The sequence below is a fragment of the Haemophilus parainfluenzae genome (assembly GCF_003252725.1).
GTDB classification, from domain to species: Bacteria; Pseudomonadota; Gammaproteobacteria; order Enterobacterales; family Pasteurellaceae; genus Haemophilus_D; species Haemophilus_D parainfluenzae_L.
On sequence record NZ_QEPO01000004.1, the window covers coordinates 1 to 23,194 of the forward strand.

Genomic DNA, 23,194 nt, shown 5'->3' on the forward strand with positions numbered 1-23,194 from the left:
AAAGAGTCCCTCTAAATAGACACGGTTATCGATGGGTAAATTAAACCACATTAACCAATAAAATCATTACTATTTAATAAGGAGAGAGGAATTTGGAAGGCTGGTGCTGATAGGCGGATTTGAACCGCCGACCTCACCCTTACCAAGGGTGCGCTCTACCAACTGAGCTATATCAGCGTTTGGAGCGGGCAGCGGGAATCGAACCCGCATCATTAGCTTGGAAGGCTAAGGTAATAGCCATTATACGATGCCCGCAGTCCTAAATTCATCTGTCCCATCAGAATTCATTTAGAAAATGGTGGAGGGAGAAGGATTCGAACCTTCGAAGGCTGAGCCAACAGATTTACAGTCTGCCCCCTTTGGCCGCTCGGGAACCCCTCCACGCTAAATGAATACTTGTTTACTAAAGGATGGTGCCGACTACCGGAATCGAACTGGTGACCTACTGATTACAAGTCAGTTGCTCTACCTACTGAGCTAAGTCGGCGTGTTGTAAGCAAGTGAGGCGTATTATATGGAAAATTTTATGCCTGACAAGTTTTTTTTATGAAAAATACGTTTTTTTTAACTATTCGTCTAATTTACAAGCAAAAAACCACATTCTTGATTTAAAACTCACCACTTTTAATAAAAAACGATGATCACAACTCATTTATAGGGTATATTTTGTCCAATTTTTTCACTCTAGATATAAAGCATCGTGGAAATTACCGAACAACTAACGCCCTTTCTAAACTTTAGTCGTCAGCAGTGGGCTGAATTAAGAAAATCTGTTCCGCTAAAATTAACGGAGCAAGATCTCAAACCGCTTTTAGGTTTTAATGAAGAGCTTTCTCTCGATGAAGTGAGCACCATTTACCTGCCACTTGCACGTCTCATCAACTACTATATTGATGAAAACCTTCGTCGCCAAACCGTTTTAAATCGTTTTCTTGGCGGACAAAGCCCTAAAGTTCCTTACATCATTAGTATCGCTGGCAGTGTGGCTGTTGGGAAAAGTACATCAGCACGTATTTTGCAATCGCTACTAACTCATTGGCCTACCGAACGAAAAGTTGATTTAATCACTACCGATGGTTTCCTGTACCCATTAGAAAAACTAAAAAAAGATGATTTGCTACAAAAAAAAGGCTTCCCTATTTCTTATGATACGGCCAAATTAATTCGTTTTTTAGCTGATATCAAATCAGGCAAGCCATCTGTAAAATCGCCTATTTACTCTCATCTGACTTACGATATCGTTCCTGATAAATTTGATATTGTCGATCAACCGGATATTCTAATTTTAGAAGGGTTAAACGTCCTTCAAACAGGTTCAAATAAAGCCAATCAAACCTTCGTGTCTGATTTTGTGGATTTCTCCATTTACGTTGATGCAGACGAAAACTTGCTCAAAGAATGGTACATCAAACGATTCTTAAAATTCCGTCAAAGTGCTTTCACCAATCCGGATTCCTATTTTAAACATTATGCTAATCTCTCGGAGCAAGAAGCTATTGAAACGGCCAGCAACATTTGGGATAACATTAACGGATTGAATTTAAAACAAAACATTCTGCCGACTCGTGAGCGCGCCAATCTGATTCTTAGAAAAGGTGAAAATCACGAAGTTGAATTAGTGAAATTAAGAAAATAAAAAAGAGCGGTCAATTTGATCGCTCTTTTTCTCACCTACCTTACGACATCCTTCCATTCTCAATACCAATCACCTGATCACAAATAGCCATGGTGGATTGGCGATGACTCACGAGAATAATCAATTTTTCTGCTTTCACATTCAACAATGATTTCAAAATCATCGCTTCGTTTAAGCTGTCCAAATTACTGGTCGGTTCATCGAGTAAAATAATCGGTGCCTTGTGTAGGAATGCTCGAGCAATACCGATACGTTGTTTTTCACCATCAGAGAGATTGCCACCCAATTCGGTCATTTTCGTTTGATAGCCTTCTGGCAAACTCAAAATGAAATCATGAATTGAGGCTTTCTTCGCTGCTTCCATAATTTCTTCTAATGTTGCATCACGGCGAGCAAGGCGAATATTTTCCTCGATAGTTTCGTTGAAAATATAGGTTTGCTGGGTAATGTACGCCATATTGTCACGCAAACTACGGGTATTGATATTCGGCAAAGTTTCACCGTTAATTTTAATGCTACCCGATTTAGGATCGTAAAAACGCATCAGCAGTTTTAACAGGGTACTTTTACCACTGCCGCTTCTGCCATGAATCCCTAAGATTTCACCCTTTTTCACAGACAAGCTAACATCCGATAAAATTTGTTCTTCACCGTAGGCAAAGTTTACGTTCTCAACATCAATACGAGAAACCTCTTTCAAATCGATCGCACTTTCTACGTCTTTTAATTCGGGTTCTTCCGCTAGCAAGCTCAATACACGCTCACCAGAAGCCAAGGTTTGTAACAAGTTGCTTGAAAGGTTACTTAACGCAATAACCGGGCCATAGCTCGACATCAATAAAATCACGCCAATTAAAAAGGCAGAAAAATCAATTTTATCTAGGCTAAACAAAATTAAACCCGTGAATAACATAATGATGTTAAACGCCGATACCGCCACTTCAGTGTAAACACGTACTTTCGCTTCTTGGTCTTTAATACGTTCAAAAGCCGTATCAATTTTTTGGCTGCGTTGCTGAATTTCATCTAACCGTTGTTTCGCATAACCGAACAGCTGAATTTCTTTCATACCTCGCACACTGTCGAGGAAGAAATCATTCATTTCGCCTACTAATTCACGATAGCGTCTGCCATCTTCACGCGCCAATTTGGTGGTGATAATGGGTAGAATTACACCCACCGTTAAATACGCAGACAATGCCACAAGTACAAACCAGCCAGAAAGATGCCCAAAGACCAACAATAAAATCGCAGAGGTAAAAAACGCGATCATAATTGGCGCGATAGTATGTGCATAGAATACTTCGAGCAATTCAATATCATTGGTGACTAATGACACTAATTGCCCCGCTTGTTTGTCTTGCAACTTCACAAAAGCCAAGCGACGTAAAGAAGAAAACACTTTATCGCGCAATAATGCCAATAATTTAAAAGCAATATAGTGCCCGGACATTTGCTCTAAATAACGCAACGCACCACGAGCTACCGCCAACACGATAAGTGCGGTCAAAATTCCAGAAAAACTTAAATGGGTGTCAAAGTTGAGAAGGTTCACTAAACCCATCGCACCAAGCACCATAATAAAAATAGCGGCAAGGAAACCGAGCGTTCCCATGGTGATAGTAAACGCCATGATATGCGCCAGTGGAGTCACTAATTTCAACAAATGCCCCATCACAACAAAACCATTTTTACGCATTTGCCACCTCTCTAATTTGTTCTAAATCTTTTTGTTGTTGGAACATTTCAGCATACGCACCTTGTTTTGCCATGAGCTCTTTATGCGTGCCTTGCTCAATCAATTTGCCTTGCTTAAGTACATTAATGCAATCAGCATTCACGGCATTCGCCAAGCGGTGAGAAATCATCACAATGGTTTTTTGTTGTTTAAATTGCTGAATGAACTGCAAAATAATTTCTTCGCTTTCCACGTCAATGTTACTGGTCGCTTCATCAAAAATATAAAGCGCTGCATTATGTAATAACGCGCGTGCTAAAGCTAAACGTTGAATTTGACCGCCAGATAAATTCGCGCCACGGCTTAATAGCTGCATATCTAATCCACCATTATCTCGAACGAATTGCGCCAGATTGACTTGCTCTAAACACGCATAAATTTTCTCATCTGTGGCATCAATTTTCGCCATCTTCATGTTTTCACGTAGCGTACCTTTAAACACATAACTGCTATGGCTCACCAAAGAGACTTTTTCGTAAAACGAATGACGATCAATCTCTTGAATTTCTTGGCCGTTGAATAGAATTTTGCCTTGTTGCGCTTTATTAAAGCCCATTAGCAATGAAACCAAGGTAGATTTACCACAACCACTTTTACCCACAAATACCGTAAGTTGATTTGGTAAGATGCTTAAATCTAAGCCTGTAATCGCTGGTTTCTCTTCGCTGTAAGCAAAATGCAGATCTTGAATATCCACTTGAATGGCATTTTTCGCTGCAAAATCGACCGCTTGAGCTTGAGTTTCCACTGGCGTATCTAACAATGTAAAGATCTTATCTGATGCCGCTTTACCATTCATCGCCACATGGAAGAAAGAACCCAATAAACGAAGCGGAATAAAGAATTCAGAAGAAAGCAGAATAAATAAAATAACACCTAATACGGTTAATTGATCAGCTTGAAATTGCAACAAAGCCGTTAAAATCCCGATTGCCGCACCTCCGTAAGCCAGTAAATCCATCAGTGATACCGAGTTAAGCTGCATGGTAAGTACTCTCATAGTGATTTTGCGGAAATGTTCTGCTTCTTCATCCATCGCTTTCGCTTTATAAGCATCATCTTGGTAAATTTTTAGCGTGATTAAACCTTGTAGGTTATCTAAAAAACTGCTCCCTAACCCCACATAAATGGACCAATATTTTGCCAAGAGTTTTTTCGCAATTTTATTCACTGCAATAATAGACATTGGAATAAGCGGCACGCAAATCAGCAAAATCACGGCTGTTTTAAAGCTGAAAAAGATCAGAAAAGCGAAGAGTGTGAGCGGGGCAAGCAAGCTATAAAAAAGCTGTGGCAAATAACGTCCGAAATAGATTTCAAGTTGTTCTACGCCTTCTGAAGCCACTTGGATAATACTTGAAGTAGATTGTTGATTCACTTGGTTAAGTGGCATGGAAGCCAATTTACGATAGATGAGGCTACGCAGCTCATGTTTTACTTTCGTACTGGCAAAATAAGAGGCCTGCACCGATTTTTTACCCGCAAAGGCACGCAATGCCAAAGCGGCAATTAAAACAATGCCCAAAATGACCGCACTTAGTGGGCCCAATTCGTTAAAATAAGCCGCCTGTAAAATATAAGAAAACACGACGGCACTGATAATCCCGCCAATTAACGCCACCCAGTTCCATAACACCGTAATGCCAATCCATTTTTTACTGTCGGCCACCGTGTTAATTAGGCGTTTATCTATCATCATAATATTGCTCCTAAAAACAAAAAGAAGTACGCACATTACTATGCGTACTTTGCTATAAACAATTTAATAATTAAAAACGAATTTCAACAGATGCTGCGAAGTTACGGCCTGGTGCATAGAAGCGTTCAAGACCAGGATAACCACCATATGTAAAATTAGGGTACAACCCTACAGAGTTTATTTTACCCCCTGTATTATTTAATCCACGCAAAGCATCCCAAGTGTGATATTTACGATTAAATACATTGTAAACACCCGCACGTAGAGTAATATCATCTGTTGGTTTATAGAAACCAAACATATCAAATACAAAGGCCTTCCCATTTAGATGTTTCCATGTTTCGATTGATACATCCTCGGAATATTGCTGACACTCTGTTCCTGTTATTTGAGATCCAGACCAAGGATCAGTAGACACTACTGTTTTTTCTTTCAAACAACGCTGTGTTGAGTCTGCTTTGACATATTTGGCATCCTTCGCTTTTTTTCCGGCAAGATAAGTCAGACGAGAAAAAATTCCCCACTTGCCATCTGGATGTTCATAATCAAGTCCAATAATAACCTTAATTGGTTGAAGCGACATTAAGCTAGCCCCGTTAGACATACTCCCTTTACTGTAACCTAACGAACCAAATAATTTCCAACCATTTGGTATTGGTGTAACTTCATTTAAGTTAAGCTTACCTGTAAATTCAACACCATAAATTTTTGCAGAATCAATATTTTGCATTTGTTGAACTGGACGCCACCAAGGTCTGCCGTAAGATATGTAATTTTCCACTGTTTCTTGTTCATACAAAAAATCTTTGTAATTTGTATGATGTAAATTAACTGTGAGGTAACCTAAGTTACCATTACCTTGCAATATTAAATTTTGGGTTAAACTACGTTCTGCTTTTAAATTAGGATTTGACATCCAAGCACCAGCTGGATTATTTCGATAATCAAAATACATTTCAGATGCATTTGGTATACGGAAACCTGTTCCAAGGTTGTAACCTAATTTCCAATCATCATTGATTGTTTTTTCAATACCAACTGTCCAACTAATATTATGAAATTTAGCATTATCAACTTTTCGGCAAGGCTTACAAGCTAATCCATTCAAACTTTGCTGTTCGTGCTTGGCCCAGTCATATCGTAAACCTAAATGACCTTTCCACTCTGGAGTAAATTCAACATTATCTTTTAAAGACATAAAGTGATGGTGAGTTTTCACTGGCATCATCATCGTTTCAAGAAACTCTTGTCCATAAGACCAAGTTTTTTCATCAAAATAAGAGTCCTTATGTAGCACATCAAATTCTCTTTCTGAAAATGATGTTTTAAACGATAACGTATGAGTTGTATTACGTAAAATTAATGGTTGGCTGTCAATACGAAAATTAATACGCTTAAATTTTGTATTAAATATTCTGATATTTCTATCATTTGGTGTTTTAACATCCTTATAGAATGGCCCTCCATCATCTTTAGATCGAAAACCTTCATCATTAATAGCTGAAGTTTCTGTTTTTTGATAATCTAAGTCCGTTTTGACTAATGCAATAATTTTTGAATCTGGCATATATTCATAAAAAATATTGATGGTATCACGTTTAGCACGATCATCTGCCTCACGCCAAGCTGACGGAGTAGTAGTTGCTGAATCTTCAATAACATAATTTTTATTACGTGAACCACTATAAGAAACCCCAACTCGATGGCTATCATTAAAACGATATGCAAATTTAGCTAAATAACTATGATTATTATGCGTTGAGTCATCTGGAGTTTGTTTACTATAGCCGCGAGAACGCGTATAAAGTGAGTCTTCAGGAATAGTATAGCCACCCGCACTTTTCATCTCATGCCCGTGACGATTGGAATAAAGTAATAATGCTTCCGCTTTTTCGCCTGCATAAGCCATACCTAAAGTATTAGTCCACTCATTATTACGAGATGCATAACCAGTACGATACAACGCACCAAATTTTCGACCGTTTCTTACAATATCAAAGGGTTCAAGAGTACGATAATTAACCCCCCCACCAATATTACCACTCCCCTGGTTGAAAGAATCAGCACCTTTAGCAATATCAATGGTTCGAGCTAATTCAGGGTCGATACTTTGACGAGAAGTATTCAAGTTACCATAACGCTTGTAAAGCGAGTTTTCTTCTGAATCAGGTAACGCAATTCCATCAATACTAATACCTACGCGGTTATCCTCTACACCACGAATAGCGAAACCTTTTTGATGACGACCTTGATCAACAACCCCAACATCAGGACTATAACGTACAAGATCTTTGTTATTTTGAATGAGTTCTTGTTGAATAATCTTTGCCGTTTTCTTTTCAGAATGATTGGCTTTTGTCGAATCATCCAATTCTGTAGAAACATTAATCGTTTCTAATTGTTCCTCAGCAAAGGAAGATTGAGAAATGGATACTGCAGCAACAGGCAAAATCCCGTAAGTCACTGCTAAAAATGTATTCTTTTTCATATTGTTATCCTTAAATACCAAAATTGGCAGAATTATAAAAAAGAATAAAATAAAAAAACAGATACAATTGAGAATTATTTTTATTTTTGTGATCTAACTCAAAAAAATACCGCACTTGGTTTCCCTAAGTGCGGTCATTTTTAGTGATATTTTTGAGTGTTAGACTAAACGTCTAGATTTGCTCTCAATGCATTCATTTCAATGAATTCACGACGTGGCTCAACTTCATCACCCATCAATGTGGTGAAGAGTTGGTCTGCTGCAACTGCATCTTTAATTGATACTTTTAACATACGGCGAGCATTTGGATCCATAGTGGTTTCCCAAAGTTGCTCAGCGTTCATTTCACCTAACCCTTTATAACGTTGGATTTCTAGGCCACGGCGAGATTCTTTCATCAACCATTCAACAGCTTGTTCAAATGATTGAACGGGTTGAGTTTTTTCACCACGAGTAACGTAAGCGCCCTCTTCTAGCAAGCCATTCACTTGCTGACCGAATGCGGTAATCTTTGCAAATTCATTTCCCGTTACAAAATCAAAGTTGATGAAGTAATCGGTATCAATACCATGTTTACGAACAGTAATGACTGCTTCATATACTTGGCGTTCGCTGTTAAATTGCGTTCTTGCTGAATATAAATGTGCTTCCGTTTCTTTTACGGTTAAGTACGCAACAAAAGAATTTGCCCAATTTTCGACTGCACTTTCATTACGCATTAACTCAACGGTTAATTGTGGTTGATAAACCAAACCTTGTAATAATGGCTCAGGATAGTAACGACTTAAACGAGTAATTAATTTCTGAACATTGTTATATTCGCCTACTAATTTCTCAAACACTAAATCATTCATTGCTGGCGCATTAGCACTGATATGCAACGCTGCACCATCTAACGCAAGCATTAACTCATATTGCACCATTTCGTCGTTATCTTTGATGTAACGCTCTTGTTTACCTTTTTTCACTTTATAAAGTGGCGGCTGAGCAATATACACGTAACCACGCTCAATTAATTCCGGCATTTGACGATAGAAGAAGGTCAACAATAAAGTGCGAATGTGTGAACCGTCCACGTCCGCATCAGTCATGATAATGATGTGATGATAACGTAATTTATCCGGATTATATTCATCGCGGCCAATACCACAGCCTAGCGCCGTAATTAATGTACCCACTTCTTGAGAAGAAAGCATTTTGTCAAAACGTGCTTTTTCAACGTTAAGAATCTTCCCTTTTAACGGTAAAATTGCTTGAGTTTTACGATCACGACCAGATTTTGCAGAACCGCCTGCTGAATCCCCCTCCACGAGGTAAAGTTCTGAAAGAGCTGGGTCTTTTTCTTGGCAGTCTGCTAATTTTCCTGGAAGCCCAGCAATATCTAATGCGCCTTTACGACGGGTCATTTCGCGAGCTTTACGTGCGGCTTCACGCGCACGTGCAGCTGTAATAATTTGATTTACAATGATTTTCGCATCGGCTGGATTTTCTAATAGATATTCCTGCATACGCTCATTCATGGCAGATTCAACCGCACTTTTCACTTCAGAAGACACTAATTTGTCTTTTGTTTGTGAAGAGAATTTAGGATCGGGCACTTTCACCGAAATAATCGCCACCAAACCTTCACGTGCATCGTCACCTGAAGTACTTACTTTCTCTTTTTTCAGTAACCCTTCGCTTTCCATATAGTTATTTAAGCTACGCGTTAACGCACCACGGAAACCGGCTAAGTGAGTACCACCATCACGTTGTGGAATGTTATTGGTAAAGCAATAAACATTTTCGTTTACGCCATCATTCCATTGCAATGCAACTTCCACGCCAATGCCGTCTTTTTCCGCTGAAAAATAGAATGGTTTTGGATGAATTGGATTTTTATTTTTATTTAAATATTCAACGAATGCCTGAATACCACCTTCGTAATGGAAGTGATCTTCCGTGCCATCACGTTTATCGATTAAACGAATCGATACACCAGAATTTAAGAATGAAAGCTCACGTAAGCGTTTTGCTAAAATTTTGTAATCGAAAGTTGTAATTGCAAAGATTTCTGGACTTGGCCAGAAACGCACGGTTGTACCCGTTGCTTGAGTTTCACCAATAACGGTTAAAGGTCCTTGAGGCTCACCCAAGTGATAAAATTGCTCATGCACATGACCTTGACGACGAATGGTTAATTGCAATTTATCAGAAAGTGCATTTACTACCGAAACACCCACGCCATGTAAACCACCTGATACTTTATAGGAGTTATCATCGAATTTACCGCCTGCGTGAAGTACTGTCATGATTACTTCTGCTGCAGAAACACCTTCTTCTGGGTGAATATCTACTGGAATGCCACGACCGTCATCTTGTACGGAAACAGAATTATCATCATGAATAGTGACGATAATATCGGAACAATAACCCGCAAGGGCTTCATCGATCGCGTTATCCACCACCTCAAACACCATATGGTGTAGGCCTGTTCCATCATCGGTATCCCCAATATACATGCCTGGACGTTTCCGAACCGCATCAAGCCCTTTTAAGACTTTAATACTTGATGCACCATAAGCATTTTCTGTAACCGGTGTTTCTGACATAGTTTTTCTCTATTTTGTAATGAAAATCGTGCGGAATTATAGCAAAAAACTGACTATTTTGCGAAATAAAAGTGCGGTCAAAATTTTCGTTATTTTTTATTTACTATTTGACATCTCTATTTTTCCCCTTATATTGACCACCTCATTTTGTTGTATAGAAATGAGTTTTGTTGTATTAAAAATTTAAGGACATTCAATGATTTCATTCCTAAAATCTAATCCAGGTACGCCTGTTCCTGATGCGGAAATTAGAGAACGTTATAATCGCTTAAGATGGCATGCATTATTTGGCATCTTTATCGGTTATGCGGCATTCTATATTTTACGTAATAACTTCCTTCTTTCTTCTCCTGAATTAATTAGCGATTTTGGTTTCACCAAAAAAGATATCGGTTTTATTTCCGGTACCATGTTAATTGTTTATGGTTTAAGTAAAGGTTTCATGTCTGCAATCGCAGATAAATCAAATCCGAAACACTTTATGATTTTCGGCTTAATGATGTCGGCAGCAGTAAACTTAATGATGGGCTTTAGTGCATCATTCTGGGCATTCTTATTCCTTTGTGTACTTAATGGTATCTTCCAAGGGATGGGGGCTGGTCCAGCTTACATCGTACTAGCAAGCTGGTTCCCGCGTAAATCTCGTGGTGTAACAACAGCTATCTTCAATATCTCTCACAACGTAGGTGGTGGTTTAGTTGCACCAATTGCGGGTGCAAGTATCGCTTGGTTAGGTCAAGAGCATTGGCAAGCCGCACACTTTGTTGTACCTGTAGCAATTGCTACTATTGTTGCGATTATTTTCTACATTTTCGGTGCGGGTCGTACTTACAACGAAGGTTTACCACCAGTTGGTAAAATTCTTGAAAATGAGAATGAAGAGTTAGTTGTCACAAAAGAAGAAAACGTCAACTTAACCACATGGGAAATCTTCCGTGATTACATTATGAAAGACATTAATGTATGGTTTGTTTCTTTCATTGACGTATTCACTTACATGATCCGTTTTGGTGTATTAACCTGGCTACCACTTTATTTATTAGAAACTAAAGGTTTCACTAAAGCTCAAATGGGGACAGCATTTGCTATCTTTGAATGGGCAGCCATTCCTTCTACGCTATTAGCAGGTTGGTTAACTGATACTTATTTCAAAGGTCGCCGTATGCCACTTGCTATCATCACCTTATTCGGTGTGGGCGCAGCAATGTTTGTTTACTGGGGTGGTAGTGACTTAATAACTGTAACCATCGGTGCAGGTATTATTGGATGCTTAATTTATGTTCCAATGTTCTTATCTTCACTTCAAACTATCGAGCTAGTTCCTTCTTTCGCAGCAGGTTCAGCAACGGGTTTACGTGGTTTATTAAGTTACATTTTAGGTAGTTTCTCTGGTACTGCATTATTTGGTATTTTGGCTGATAAATTCGGTTGGGATGCAGGTTTCTACCTATTATTATTCGCTGTAGCAGGCTGTATTTTTTGTTGCTATATGACACATTTAGGTGTGTTACGTTTAGAGCATAAAAAAGCACAAGCAGCAAACAACGCCTAAAAACTCATTAGATAAAAAAAGACGAGTTTATTATTTAAACTCGTCTTTTTTATTACATTAACACTTATTTCCAAATATGGTTATTTAACCCGAGTTCTTTCACCATATCTGTAAAGCCTTTGATACTCGAAATATAATCACGAATCGTATTGTTTTCTAGCAATGACTTTTCAAAGGACGGTTCAAAACTATTCTTTCCTAAATTAAGTGCAATAATCACTTCTCGGTTACGAAGCACCATCGAAACAGGGCAATTAAATTTCTCTTTCAATCCACAAAAACGTTCCATTAACTTAGGCGATAAGGCATATCTGGCTAAGATTTGATCTTCAGTAAAGACATCAAAGTAACGATTAAAAGACGGATTATCCATCAATGCAATCTCACCTTCTTTTCTTAACCCAGCTTCTTTCTTATCGCAAACATAAACCCAGTGAGCCAGTTCTTTAGGGAAAGTGGCTTTAAATAAAATGCCTTGGAAATTCTGAGCACCTAATGCCTTAACGGATTTCTCTTTCAACGACATATTAAATGCTGAAAAATCACAGATTTCAACTTCAGTTTGATTAAACTCACCAAAGATTAAATCCTCACTACGGAATGTCGCGGGACCACTATCATAAACAGAGAGAAAATCAGCAATACTCAGGCCTCTATCCGCGTTAAAGTGAAAACCAAATTCCTGGACAATCGTATTAATCACGCGAGTTTTAAATTCTGCGATAAAACGCTTATATTTAAAAAATAAATGACGAAAAGAATAAATGAGCACACCAAGGATTAAAGCTGTACTTAATAGATACCCATTCCCTATCGTTCCGATGAGGAAAAATAACCCAACGCATAGCATAATAATCCATTTATTGATGAGCGATTTTATGGCTAAACGTTCCTCATCTAACTTTTCCAATCCAAGAAAACGAATCCCTTCAATCTCTTTCGCTGTATTCATGTTTTTTCCACTTATTGTTTAAATAAATTACCCACATTAGGCACTTGAGCTTCATTCTGAGGAATATCAAAAAATGTTCCTTTCTGGAAATTAAACAAGTTTGCAATTAAATTTGACGGGAACATTTCCACAGCATTGTTATACTCTTCAACTGCTGAATTATAAGTACGTCTTGCTGCAGAAATTTGCTCTTCCACGTCACTAAGTGTGGTCTGAATTTGCAAAAGATTTTGATTGGCTTTCAGATCCGGATAATTTTCTAGACGAACCTGTAAATGACGCAATAAACCCGAAATCTCATTATTGAGTTGGAATTTTTCACTTGTAGAATGGGCTGATTTAGCACTTTCACGTAACGTCACGATACGCTCAAGCAGGCTACGCTCATGCGACATATATTCCTTGGCGGTGGCGACAAGGTTTGGCAATAAATCATAACGACGTTTCAACTGAACATCTACACTGGCTTCAACACTACTCACCTGATTACGTTTTCTAATCAATTTGTTATACATTGAAATAGTGAAAGCTAAACCGAGAAGGACAATACCTACAACTATATTCATCATTATTTCTCCATAGAAAATTTCCCCTACTCAGTATAGGGAAAAGCACAATAAAATCTATTCACTTAGACAATATTTTGTTGATAAAAATCAATAAAACCAAGAATTTAGTTTTATTCACTTCCCCCATTCATATCACCCAAAAGTGCGGTCAATATTCACGAAGTTTTTCTGAGCCCAAATCCTTACTTTATTATTATGATTTAGTGTACAAAAAATGGACTCCAAGTGAAGGTGGCGTCAATAAATAACAATCATTCTCAATAACCAAGTAAAAACAATCACTTACCCACTTATTTTGTAAGGAAAATAAGGGTATTTTTGATTACGATCAAATAAATTTCCCGCATCAAGGCATATCATAGCTAGATTAACCATACAAGTAACGTGCCAATTGGAGTGATTATATGCAACGAAGTGATGGATTATTTTCTGCTTTAGCAGAAGTTTCCCGTCGGGATTTTATGAAGTTATGTACCGCGCTTGCGGCGACTATGGGGTTAAGTTCAAAAGCGGGGGCAGAAATGACCGCTGCTTTAACCGAACCTAAACGTCCACCAGTATTATGGATTGGTGCGCAAGAATGTACGGGTTGTACTGAATCCTTGCTACGCGCGACCCACCCAACAGTAGAAAACTTGGTATTGGAAATGATTTCCTTAGAATACCACGAAACTCTTTCTGCAGCCTTTGGGGAACAAGCTGAAGATAACAAACACAATGCAATTAAACAGTATTATGGAAAATATGTTTTAGTCGTAGATGGATCTATTCCGGTGAAAGACGGCGGCGTCTATTGTATGGTAGCAGGCAAACCGATTGTAGAACACATCCAAGAAGCAGCTAAAGGTGCTGCAGCGATTATTGCAATCGGTTCTTGTGCAGCATGGGGCGGCGTACCTTCTAGCGGTGGCAACCCAACTGGTGCAAGCAGCTTGTCTGAAGTATTACCAAAAGGTACCCCAGTGATTAATATTCCAGGTTGTCCACCAAATCCACACAACTTCCTTGCAACTGTCGCTTATATTCTTACTTATAAGAAACTACCGGCAATGGACAAATTAAATCGTCCATTATTCGCCTACGATCGCTTAATTCACGAAAACTGCTATCGTCGTCCGCACTTTGATGCTGGTCGCTTCGCTAAAGAATACGGTGATTATGGTCACCGCAACGGTTGGTGTTTGTATCATCTTGGTTGTAAAGGACCTGAAACTTACGGCAACTGCTCTACTTTAGAATTCTGTGATGTCGGCGGTAATAACTGGCCGGTCGGTATCGGACATCCTTGCTATGGTTGTAATGAAAAAGGCGTCGGCTTTACCAAAGGTATTTTCCAATTAGCAGGTGTCGAAAACCCAACACCACGCGTTGAAAAACCAGATGTCAACAACACTGAAGGTTCAGGTGCAACCATGACGGCTATTGGTTTATTAGGCGGTGCAGCTGCAATCTTAGCTGGTGTGAGTGTTGTAACCTTACGCGAATTAAGCGCTCAACATAAAGCCCGTTCTGAAGCTAAAGCCGCAGAAAAAGAACAACATACAGGTAAATAACAATGGATAGACGAAAATTTCTAAAAGCGGGTATGCTTGGCGGAATCGCATCTACTTTGCCTGTGCCAAATGTACAGGCATCAGAAGCGGTTGAGCCTATTCCCGGCGCACTAGGAATGCTTTACGACTCTACCCTTTGTGTAGGTTGTCAAGCATGCGTGGCTGAATGTCAAAACGTAAACCATACACCAGTAAATCCGAAAGGTGATCAAACTTGGTCAAATAACGATAAACTCACTCCATTTACTCGTAACATTATTCAAGTATGGAGTGATGGCGACGGCACAAATAAAGACAAAACAGAAAACGGCTATGCTTATGTGAAAAAACAATGTATGCATTGCGTTGATCCTAACTGCGTTGCCGTTTGCCCTGTTCAAGCACTTACCAAAGATCCCAAAACCGGTATCGTAAAATACGATCCGGATATTTGTACCGGTTGCCGTTATTGTATGGTGGGTTGTCCATTTGATGTACCAAAATACGACTACGACAATCCATTCGGTGAAATCAGCAAATGTGAACTCTGTAACCAAAAAGGCGTTGAACGCTTAGATAAAGGTGAATTACCTGGTTGCTGTCATGTTTGTCCGACTGGTGCCATTATTTTTGGTACACGTGAAGAATTATTGGCGGAAGCAAAACGTCGTTTAAGCTTATTACGTGGTACTGAATATGATTACCCACGTCAACACGTCAATAGCACAGATAAATACCGTGCAACCGTGCCGGCATATCAATATCATATCTACGGTGAAAAAGAAGGTGGTGGTACACAGGTGCTCGCCTTAAGTGGTGTACCTTTTGCTAACCTTGGTTTACCAGACTTAGATGAAGTCGCGACAGGTTCTCGTGCGGCGCATTTACAACACTTCTTGTATCGCGGTTTAGCATTGCCATTAGTCGCACTTGCCGGTTTAACCTTTATGACTTACAAAAATATGCATGGCGATAAAATCGCTGAGCGTATTGCAGCACAAAAAGAAGCCATGCGTCAGGCACGCAAGGAAATCGAAGAAGCGGAGGATGAGCATCATGAGTAATCCACGTCCGGTAGGCGGTCGCCTTGTTTCTGCCGCAATTCTCTTTTTTGCACCACTTGCTGTGCTTTGCGTTTTATTAATTTTAAAACGTTTGGTTTTCGGTATTGGTTCTGTGACCGCACTTAATGGCGGTTATCCTTGGGGTTTATGGATTGCCTTTGACTTACTTGTCGGTACAGGATTTGCCTGTGGCGGTTGGGCCCTCGCTTGGACCGTGTATATTTTCAATAAAGGGAAATATCACGCTCTTGTTCGCCCAGCATTGCTTGCAAGTTTATTCGGCTATTCCCTTGGTGGTTTATCTATCACCATTGATATGGGACGTTATTGGCATTTACCGTATTTCTACATTCCAGGCCAGTTCAACACGAATTCCGTTCTATTTGAAACGGCATTTTGTATGACAGTGTATATCATCGTGGTGACCCTAGAATTTGCCCCTGTATGGCTTGGTTTCTTCGGCTTGAAAAAATGGTTTAATAAACTGAATAAAATCATGTTTTTCATTATCGCCTTAGGTGCCTTGTTACCAATGATGCACCAATCTTCAATGGGTTCCTTGATGATTGTAGCTGGTCACAAAGTCCATCCGGTATGGCAAAGCTATGAAGCGCTACCAATTCTCTCCTTGCTGACTGCTTTCATTATGGGCTTCTCTATTGTGATTTTTGAAGGTTCTTTAGTTAAAGCGGGTCTTGCAGGAAAAACACCAGATGAACGTCATTTATTTACTCAATTGGCTCGCGTTACCGCAGGATTAATTTTCTGTTTCTTAGCGGTGCGTTTTGGTGAGTTGATTTATCACGACAAACTGCAAATGGTTGTAGGTTTCGATAAATTAACTAAATTTGAAGCATGGATGTTCTGGATGGAAGTCTGGTTGATGGTATTACCATTACTAACACTCTTCCTTGGGGAGAAAAAATCAGATTCCCGTTGGTTATTTATTTCGGCATTAAGCATGTTACTCGGTGCAGCATTATGGCGTATGAACTACTCGCTTATCATGTATAATCCTGGCAACGGCTATCAATATTTCCCATCTGCGGAAGAATTGCTTATTTCAATCGGTTTCGTTTCGATTGAAGTATGTGCCTATATTTTAATCATTCGTTTATTCCCTGTATTACCGGTATTTAAAGAAAAACATACTGAAGACTCAGAAAAAATTATTGCCGAAAAAGCGGCATTCAGCAAAAAAGTTAGCGGAGCAGAATAATGTCAGAAAAAAAACGTATCTCAATTGACCCAATTACCCGTATTGAGGGGCATTTACGTATTGATTGCGAAATTGAAAACGGTGTTGTCACCAATGCTTGGTCATCAGGTACCATGTGGCGCGGTATGGAAAATATCGTAAAAGGTGCCGACCCACGTGATGCATGGATGATTATGCAACGTATCTGTGGCGTATGTACTACAGTTCACGCGATTATCAGCGTACGAGCCGTAGAAGATGCTATCGGTGCTAAAGTCCCCGTCAATGCACAGTACATTCGTAACATGATTCTTGCTGCACACAGCATTCACGACCATATCGTGCATTTCTATCAACTCTCTGCGATGGACTGGGTGGATATCACCGCTGCGCTAAAAGCTGATCCTGAAAAAGCGGCAGATATGCTAAAAGGTGTCTCTACATGGTCATTAAACAGTGCTAACGAATTCCGCAACGTACAGAAAAAAATCCAAGCATTAGTGGATAGCGGACAACTTGGTATTTTCGCTAACGGTTACTTCGGTCATGCTGCAATGAAACTTCCACCAGAAGTCAACCTCATTGCCGTCGCACACTATTTGCAAGCTCTTGAATGTCAACGTGATGCTAACCGCGTAGTGGCATTACTCGGTAGTAAAACACCACATATTCAAAACTTGGCGATTGGTGGCGTAGCAAACCCAATTAACTTAGATTCCCAAGCGGTACTAAACCAAGAACGTCTCATGTTCGTGAAAGCTTGTATCGATCGCTTAACTGACTTCATTAACCAAGTGTATAAAGTAGATGCGGCAGTATTTGCGGCCTACTATCCTGAATGGTTAAGTCTTGGTAAAACATCAGGTAACTACTTATCTGTGCCAGAATACCCAATTGATGCAGATAACTCTAAATTCATGTTGAAAGGTGGTTATATCGAAAACGGCGATTTATCCATTTTCCGTGCAATCGACCAACAAAAAGATGAGTTCGTTGTAAAAGGTATTAAAGAAAGTGGTAAACACGCTTGGTACGAAGATGATGAGCCATTAGAACCTTGGGCTGGCTTAACTCGTCCGAAATATACCGGCTGGCAAGATGACGGTAAATACTCTTGGGTAAAAGCACCAACCTTCTACGGTAAAGTTGTCGAAGTAGGCCCTCTCGCCTATTTAATGTGTGGTTTGGCTTCGAATGACACACCAACTGTCAACCACTTCAATGAATTAAAAGGCATTTATGAAAAATTGACTGGTAACACGTTAACTACCGATCAATTACATTCTACCCTTGGACGTATTATCGGTCGTACCGTGCATTGCTGTGCGATCAATGATATTTTAAGTGCTCAATGGCAAATGCTCATTGATAATATCGCTAAAGGTGATATGACGGCGTATATCAAAACAGATATTCCAGCAAACGGTGAATTCCGTGGTGTTGGTTTCGGTGAAGTACCACGTGGTATGCTTTCTCACTGGGTTGTCATCAAAGACGGTCGCATTGAAAACTATCAAGCGGTTGTACCATCCACATGGAATGCTGGCCCGCGTAATGAACAAGACCAAATGGGCCCTTATGAGCTTTCCATTATTGGTACACCGGTGGCAGATCCAACTAAACCGTTAGAAGTGGTCAGAACCATTCACTCTTTCGACCCTTGTATGTCCTGTGCCGTGCACGTAGTTAATACCGAAAACGGCGAAGTGACTGAAGTGAAGGTGTTGTAATGAAGCCGTTAATTCTTGGCGTCGGCAATATTTTGTTAAGCGATGAAGGTGTCGGTGTGCGCGTGGTGCAGGAGCTTGAAAAACGCCCTGAAATTCAACCGCACTTTGACATCATCGATGGTGGTACTTGTGGCATGGAATTACTGGATGCGATGGCAAATCGCGAGCATTTGATTATTGTCGATGCCGTGCTTGCTAATAAACAGCCAGGCGAGATTATCGTGTTGCATGACGAGCAAGTGCCCACCTTTTTCTCTCGCAAAATTTCGCCACACCAACTCGGCATTTGTGATGTACTTTCTGCAATGAAATTAACGGACGAATTCCCAAAATACCTTTGTCTCATCGGTATCCAACCAGAATCGCTAGAATCTGGAATTGGCTTGACGGAAACAATACAAAACGTATTGCCAAAGGTTTTTGAAACGTTAAATCAAGTCATTAAGGAATACGGCTTAAATCTAGACTCCCCTCTTTAGAAAAGAGGAGCAGGGGAGATTTGACTTAATTAATAGAGACAAGAGTTAAATCTCCCCTAACCCCTCTTTACGAAAGAGGGGAACTTTCTTTAAGATTTCACCTGCTATGCTTTAATCTTATTAATATTGAAAAATAAACCATGTATCGACACGAAAAAACACCTGAAAACTCTACCGCACTTTTAACCTCTGTCACTGGCTTTGAAGAAAACCCAACGGAGATTTTCCTTGCCGAAATGCAAAATATTGTACCTGAAATGCAAGATCTTCCTTTCTTTCATAAAGGCATCGAGTGTTTCTGCCCTAAATTTGTTTTATTTGAAGACCAATGGATCGGCACAGTATTAACGCCATGGATGATGAGTGTGGTGATTCTACCTGGCCCTCAACAACAATGGGAACCGCGTGAATTAGGTGATAAACTCACCGTACAACTGCCTTATAAGGCGCTCACTTTCACCGTCAGTAGCGTTGAAAATGTACCGCAATATTTAAGTTGTTCCTTACATTCACCACTCGACCCGAACCTAACTAACGAGCAAGCGGTTCAGCTGACGCAAGACTGTTTGCGTATGATTTTATCCATACCAACCGCACAGCCGACATTTAATTCTGATCGCCGCAATCTATTTAAAGCCATGATAAAATAAATGTAGGCCGCAAACAGTTAATAAAAATGGGCAAAGTAAGATAACCTACTTTGCCCATTTTGTGTCCTATCCCACACAAAGTGCGGTCAGTTTTCACTTAATTTTTCAAATTAATACAACACACGTGCTTTAATTGTGCCTTCAATTTCACGAAGTTTAGCCAATAACGGGGATGCATCATCTGTTTCGATATCAACGACGACATAACCAATTTTTGGATCGGTTTGTAAAAATTGCGCCGCAATATTGAGATTAGCTTCAACGAAAATTTGGTTCAATTTGTTTAATACACCCGGACGGTTTTCGTGAATATGAAGTAAACGTTTTGTACCAACGTGTTCTGGTAAAGATACTTCTGGGAAATTCACGGAAGAAAGGGTTGAACCGTTATCAGAATATTTCACAAATTTACCCGCGACTTCAAAACCAATGTTTTCTTGGGCTTCTGCAGTTGAACCACCGATATGCGGGGTTAAAATCACATTATCAAATTTGCGTAGTGGAGAAACAAACTCTTCATTGATTGACGCTGGTTCAACAGGGAATACGTCAACTGCCGCACCACGAACTTTACCTTGTTCAAGCGCTGCTGCTAAAGCATCAATATCCACCACCGTGCCACGTGCTGCATTGATTAAAATAGAATCTTGTTTTAACTGTGCAATACGTTCAGCACTCATTAAATTACGGGTTGAAGGTAAATCAGGTACATGAAGCGAAATCACATCACAAGAACCCAATAACTCTTCAAGTGTGTGTAATTGTTTTGCATTACCTAATGGTAATTTATTTTCAATATCGTAGAAATATACTTCCATCCCTAGAGATTCCGCAATAATACTTAATTGCGAACCGATATGGCCGTACCCCACGATACCGAGTTTTTTGCCGCGCACTTCATGAGAACCCACTGCCGATTTATTCCATAAACCGCGATGCACATCTGCATTCGCTTGAGGAATATTGCGCATTAAGAGCAAAATCTCACCCAACACTAATTCAGCAACAGAACGGGTATTAGAGAACGGTGCATTAAATACTGGAATCCCACGCATTTTGGCTGCATTAAGATCCACTTGGTTGGTTCCGATACAGAAACAGCCAATAGCAATAAGCTTCGGTGCAGCTTCAATCATTTCAGCAGTTAATTGGGTACGCGAACGTAAGCCGATAAAATGCGCATCTTTAATGGCTTCTTTTAGCTCATCACCATCTAAAGCTTTTTTGTAAAAGTCAATGTTGGTGTAGCCCGCCGCATGTAAGGTATCTAATGCACTTTGGTGCACGCCCTCTAATAGCACAAATTTAATTTTTGATTTGTCGAGTGAGACTTTGTTTGTCATGTTTGCTTCCTTATTTTTATTAATCAATAATTTTTGCGCCGTCTGGTGTACCAACAATCACAATATCCGCCCCACGTAAGGCAAAAATACCATTTGTTACTACACCTGCGACATTATTCAGTTCTTTTTCCATTTCCACTGGATTTAAAATAGCGAAGTTATGTACATCTAAAATCACGTTGCCGTTATCAGTCACCACGCCTTCACGATATTCAGGTGCACCACCAAGAGAGACTAATTTACGACCGACTTGTGAGCGAGCCATTGGAATCACTTCTACTGGCAATGGGAATGTGCTGCCTAACACATCCACTTGTTTACTAGAATCCACGATACAAATAAATTTTTTCGCTAAAGCGGCCACAATTTTTTCGCGAGTCAGTGCCGCACCGCCGCCTTTGATCATCATTTTTTGTGGATTGATTTCATCTGCGCCATCCACATAAATATCTAAACTGGATACATCATTAGCACTAAACACTTCAATGCCCTGTTTACGTAATAATTCTTCTGAGGCTTTAGATGCCGCTACCGCGCCTTGAATTTGATCTTTTAATTCTCCTAAGGCTTCAATAAAACAATTCACTGTTGAACCACTTCCCACGCCAACAATGGTATCGGGCTTAACATATTTTAACGCCGCACGTGCCGCTAATTTTTTCATTTCTAATTGGTCCATTTTTCTCTCCCTTTTAAATCGTGGATACAACGTAAACGTTTGCTTTACTTTAATACGACACTATTAAATAAACAAGTGTAAAAATTTATTCATGATGATGAAAAAATTTTATTCATCTAAAAAAAGCGCTAACAGCTCATTCAAAAACAATTTGCCGTGTTCGGTGATCTGCCAATAATCAGGTGTTTCCACGATATAATTTTGTTGAATGGCAAAATCAATTTGATTTTTGACCGCACTTTGCGAAAGCCCCGTGTAATACTCAAACTCTTGTTTAGGCACCGCTTCCAATAAACGAAAACGATTCATAAAGAACTCAAAAGCGCGGTCATTTTTTTCCACATTTTTTTCTTCATAAAGATATTCACCACGCAAGTAGCCTTTTGGATGCTTCGTTTTAGAAAAACGTAAAATATCGCCATCAAGAAAAGTCAGTTTTCCATGTGCACCACAGCCTATCGCCAAATAGTCCCCGAATCGCCAATAATTCAAATTATGCTGACATTGAAAACCCGGTTTTGCATAAGCAGATGTTTCATATTGTTGATAACCGGCTTCGGTTAAAAGCTGGTGGCCTTGCTCAAAAATATCCCAAAGCTCATCATCATCCGGCAATGTAGGCGGACGATAAGCAAACATGGTATTGGGTTCAATGGTGAGCTGATACCAAGAAAGGTGTGGCGGAGCAAGCTCAATGGCTTGTCGCAAATCATCTAGAGCTTCCTCAAGCGTTTGATTTGGCAAGCCGTGCATTAAATCCAGATTGAAACTTTTCAAGCCCGAAACTTTCGCCAAACTGACCGCACTTTTAGCTTCCGCCGCATTATGAATGCGCCCTAAACGTTGTAATTTATCGTCATTAAAACTTTGGATGCCCATGGAAATACGTGTGACACCAGCATCCACATAGCCTTTAAAACGCTCCGCTTCGACAGTGCCAGGATTAGCTTCCATGGTAATTTCAATATTCTCTGAAAAAGGAATGCGACGTTGAATTTCTGCCAATAACAACTTGATACTTTCCGATGAAAATAAACTCGGCGTGCCCCCACCAATAAAAATTGAATGAAGTGGACGATTTTGAATACTAGCCTGATATTTCTCTAAGTCTGCCTCAAGATCGGCTATCAGATGTTGCACATATTCTTGTTCAGGAATTGTGCCTTTTTGTGCATGCGAATTGAAATCACAATAAGGGCATTTCTGCACACACCAAGGAATATGTACATAAAGGGAAAGAGGGGGAAATTTTTGCATAATTAAAAGTCAAAAGGGCTTGTTTTCACAAGCCCTA

General features: G+C 39.7%; 17 protein-coding genes and 4 tRNA genes. 8 read left to right on the top strand and 13 right to left on the bottom strand.

Annotated features, from left to right (window positions below):
- Positions 1-101: 101 nt before the first annotated feature.
- From DPV85_RS05875 to DPV85_RS05890, 4 genes are all read right to left on the bottom strand, one after another.
- Positions 102-177, bottom strand: a tRNA-Thr gene (locus DPV85_RS05875).
- 3 nt (positions 178-180) lie between these two features.
- A tRNA-Gly gene (locus DPV85_RS05880) sits at positions 181-255 on the bottom strand.
- 41 nt (positions 256-296) lie between these two features.
- Positions 297-381, bottom strand: a tRNA-Tyr gene (locus DPV85_RS05885).
- Between the two features lie 30 nt (positions 382-411).
- Positions 412-487: transfer RNA gene (locus tag DPV85_RS05890), tRNA-Thr, on the bottom strand.
- 213 nt (positions 488-700) lie between these two features.
- Between DPV85_RS05890 and coaA the strand changes: the two genes are divergently transcribed.
- A complete protein-coding gene (gene coaA / locus DPV85_RS05895) occupies positions 701-1,636 on the top strand; it encodes a type I pantothenate kinase (protein WP_005695046.1) in 936 nt (311 codons plus the stop codon).
- A gap of 40 nt (positions 1,637-1,676) precedes the next feature.
- Here the strand turns inward: coaA and DPV85_RS05900 are convergent, their stop codons facing one another.
- The 4 genes from DPV85_RS05900 to gyrB form a co-directional block, all read right to left on the bottom strand.
- Positions 1,677-3,335, bottom strand: a complete 1,659-nt coding sequence (locus DPV85_RS05900; RefSeq protein WP_111327390.1) for an ABC transporter ATP-binding protein — start codon at positions 3,333-3,335, stop codon at positions 1,677-1,679.
- The gene (locus DPV85_RS05905; protein ID WP_111327391.1) at positions 3,328-5,073 is read right to left on the bottom strand and encodes an ABC transporter ATP-binding protein/permease; all 1,746 of its coding nucleotides are present in this window, start codon (positions 5,071-5,073) and stop codon (positions 3,328-3,330) included. The genes DPV85_RS05900 and DPV85_RS05905 overlap by 8 nt, the downstream gene beginning before the upstream one ends.
- 70 nt (positions 5,074-5,143) lie before the next feature.
- Positions 5,144-7,561, bottom strand: a complete 2,418-nt coding sequence (locus tag DPV85_RS05910) for a TonB-dependent hemoglobin/transferrin/lactoferrin family receptor (RefSeq protein WP_111327392.1) — start codon at positions 7,559-7,561, stop codon at positions 5,144-5,146.
- Positions 7,562-7,725: 164 nt separating this feature from the next.
- A complete protein-coding gene (gene gyrB / locus DPV85_RS05915) occupies positions 7,726-10,152 on the bottom strand; it encodes a DNA topoisomerase (ATP-hydrolyzing) subunit B (RefSeq protein ID WP_111327393.1) in 2,427 nt (808 codons plus the stop codon).
- 196 nt (positions 10,153-10,348) lie between these two features.
- On the opposite strand from gyrB, the gene DPV85_RS05920 reads away from it, so the two are divergent.
- Entirely contained in the window at positions 10,349-11,704 is a 1,356-nt protein-coding gene (locus tag DPV85_RS05920) for an MFS transporter (RefSeq protein WP_111327394.1), read from the top strand.
- A 64-nt stretch (positions 11,705-11,768) separates the two neighbouring features.
- Here DPV85_RS05920 and DPV85_RS05925 read toward each other — a convergent pair whose 3' ends face one another.
- Together DPV85_RS05925 and DPV85_RS05930 are read right to left on the bottom strand one after the other, a co-directional pair.
- Positions 11,769-12,656 (bottom strand): DUF3137 domain-containing protein, encoded by an 888-nt coding sequence (locus tag DPV85_RS05925; protein WP_111327395.1) that lies wholly within the window; start codon positions 12,654-12,656, stop codon positions 11,769-11,771.
- 11 nt (positions 12,657-12,667) lie between these two features.
- A complete protein-coding gene (locus DPV85_RS05930; protein ID WP_243584664.1) occupies positions 12,668-13,225 on the bottom strand; it encodes a LemA family protein in 558 nt (185 codons plus the stop codon).
- Between the two features lie 404 nt (positions 13,226-13,629).
- Between DPV85_RS05930 and hybO the strand changes: the two genes are divergently transcribed.
- The 6 genes from hybO (at position 13,630) to hybE (ending at position 19,878) form a co-directional block, all read left to right on the top strand.
- Positions 13,630-14,778, top strand: coding sequence for a hydrogenase 2 small subunit (gene hybO / locus DPV85_RS05935; protein ID WP_005697985.1), 1,149 nt, complete (start codon positions 13,630-13,632; stop codon positions 14,776-14,778).
- 2 nt (positions 14,779-14,780) lie between these two features.
- Positions 14,781-15,821: a hydrogenase 2 operon protein HybA gene (hybA, locus tag DPV85_RS05940; RefSeq protein WP_070713205.1), complete on the top strand. Its 1,041-nt coding sequence runs from the start codon at positions 14,781-14,783 to the stop codon at positions 15,819-15,821.
- Positions 15,814-17,040, top strand: a complete 1,227-nt coding sequence (gene hybB, locus DPV85_RS05945; RefSeq protein ID WP_005695037.1) for a Ni/Fe-hydrogenase cytochrome b subunit — start codon at positions 15,814-15,816, stop codon at positions 17,038-17,040. The genes hybA and hybB overlap by 8 nt, the downstream gene beginning before the upstream one ends.
- Positions 17,040-18,749 carry a hydrogenase 2 large subunit gene (hybC, locus tag DPV85_RS05950; RefSeq protein WP_111327396.1) on the top strand — a complete coding sequence of 570 codons (1,710 nt, stop codon included), beginning with the start codon at positions 17,040-17,042 and terminating at the stop codon, positions 18,747-18,749. Before hybB ends, hybC begins: the two co-directional genes overlap by 1 nt.
- Entirely contained in the window at positions 18,749-19,228 is a 480-nt protein-coding gene (locus DPV85_RS05955; RefSeq protein ID WP_111327397.1) for a HyaD/HybD family hydrogenase maturation endopeptidase, read from the top strand. Before hybC ends, DPV85_RS05955 begins: the two co-directional genes overlap by 1 nt.
- A 140-nt stretch (positions 19,229-19,368) precedes the next feature.
- On the top strand, positions 19,369-19,878 hold the full coding sequence (gene hybE, locus DPV85_RS05960; protein WP_111327398.1) for a hydrogenase-2 assembly chaperone: 510 nt from the start codon (positions 19,369-19,371) through the stop codon (positions 19,876-19,878).
- A 110-nt stretch (positions 19,879-19,988) separates the two neighbouring features.
- On the opposite strand, the gene serA is transcribed toward hybE, so the two are convergent.
- The 3 genes from serA to hemW form a co-directional block, all read right to left on the bottom strand.
- Complete coding sequence (serA, locus tag DPV85_RS05965; protein ID WP_049369724.1) at positions 19,989-21,221, bottom strand: phosphoglycerate dehydrogenase; 1,233 nt, start codon at positions 21,219-21,221, stop codon at positions 19,989-19,991.
- A gap of 19 nt (positions 21,222-21,240) precedes the next feature.
- Positions 21,241-21,900: a ribose-5-phosphate isomerase RpiA gene (rpiA, locus tag DPV85_RS05970; RefSeq protein WP_049364295.1), complete on the bottom strand. Its 660-nt coding sequence runs from the start codon at positions 21,898-21,900 to the stop codon at positions 21,241-21,243.
- A gap of 108 nt (positions 21,901-22,008) precedes the next feature.
- Positions 22,009-23,157 (bottom strand): radical SAM family heme chaperone HemW, encoded by a 1,149-nt coding sequence (hemW, locus tag DPV85_RS05975; RefSeq protein WP_111327399.1) that lies wholly within the window; start codon positions 23,155-23,157, stop codon positions 22,009-22,011.
- Between the last annotated feature and the right edge of the window lie 37 nt (positions 23,158-23,194).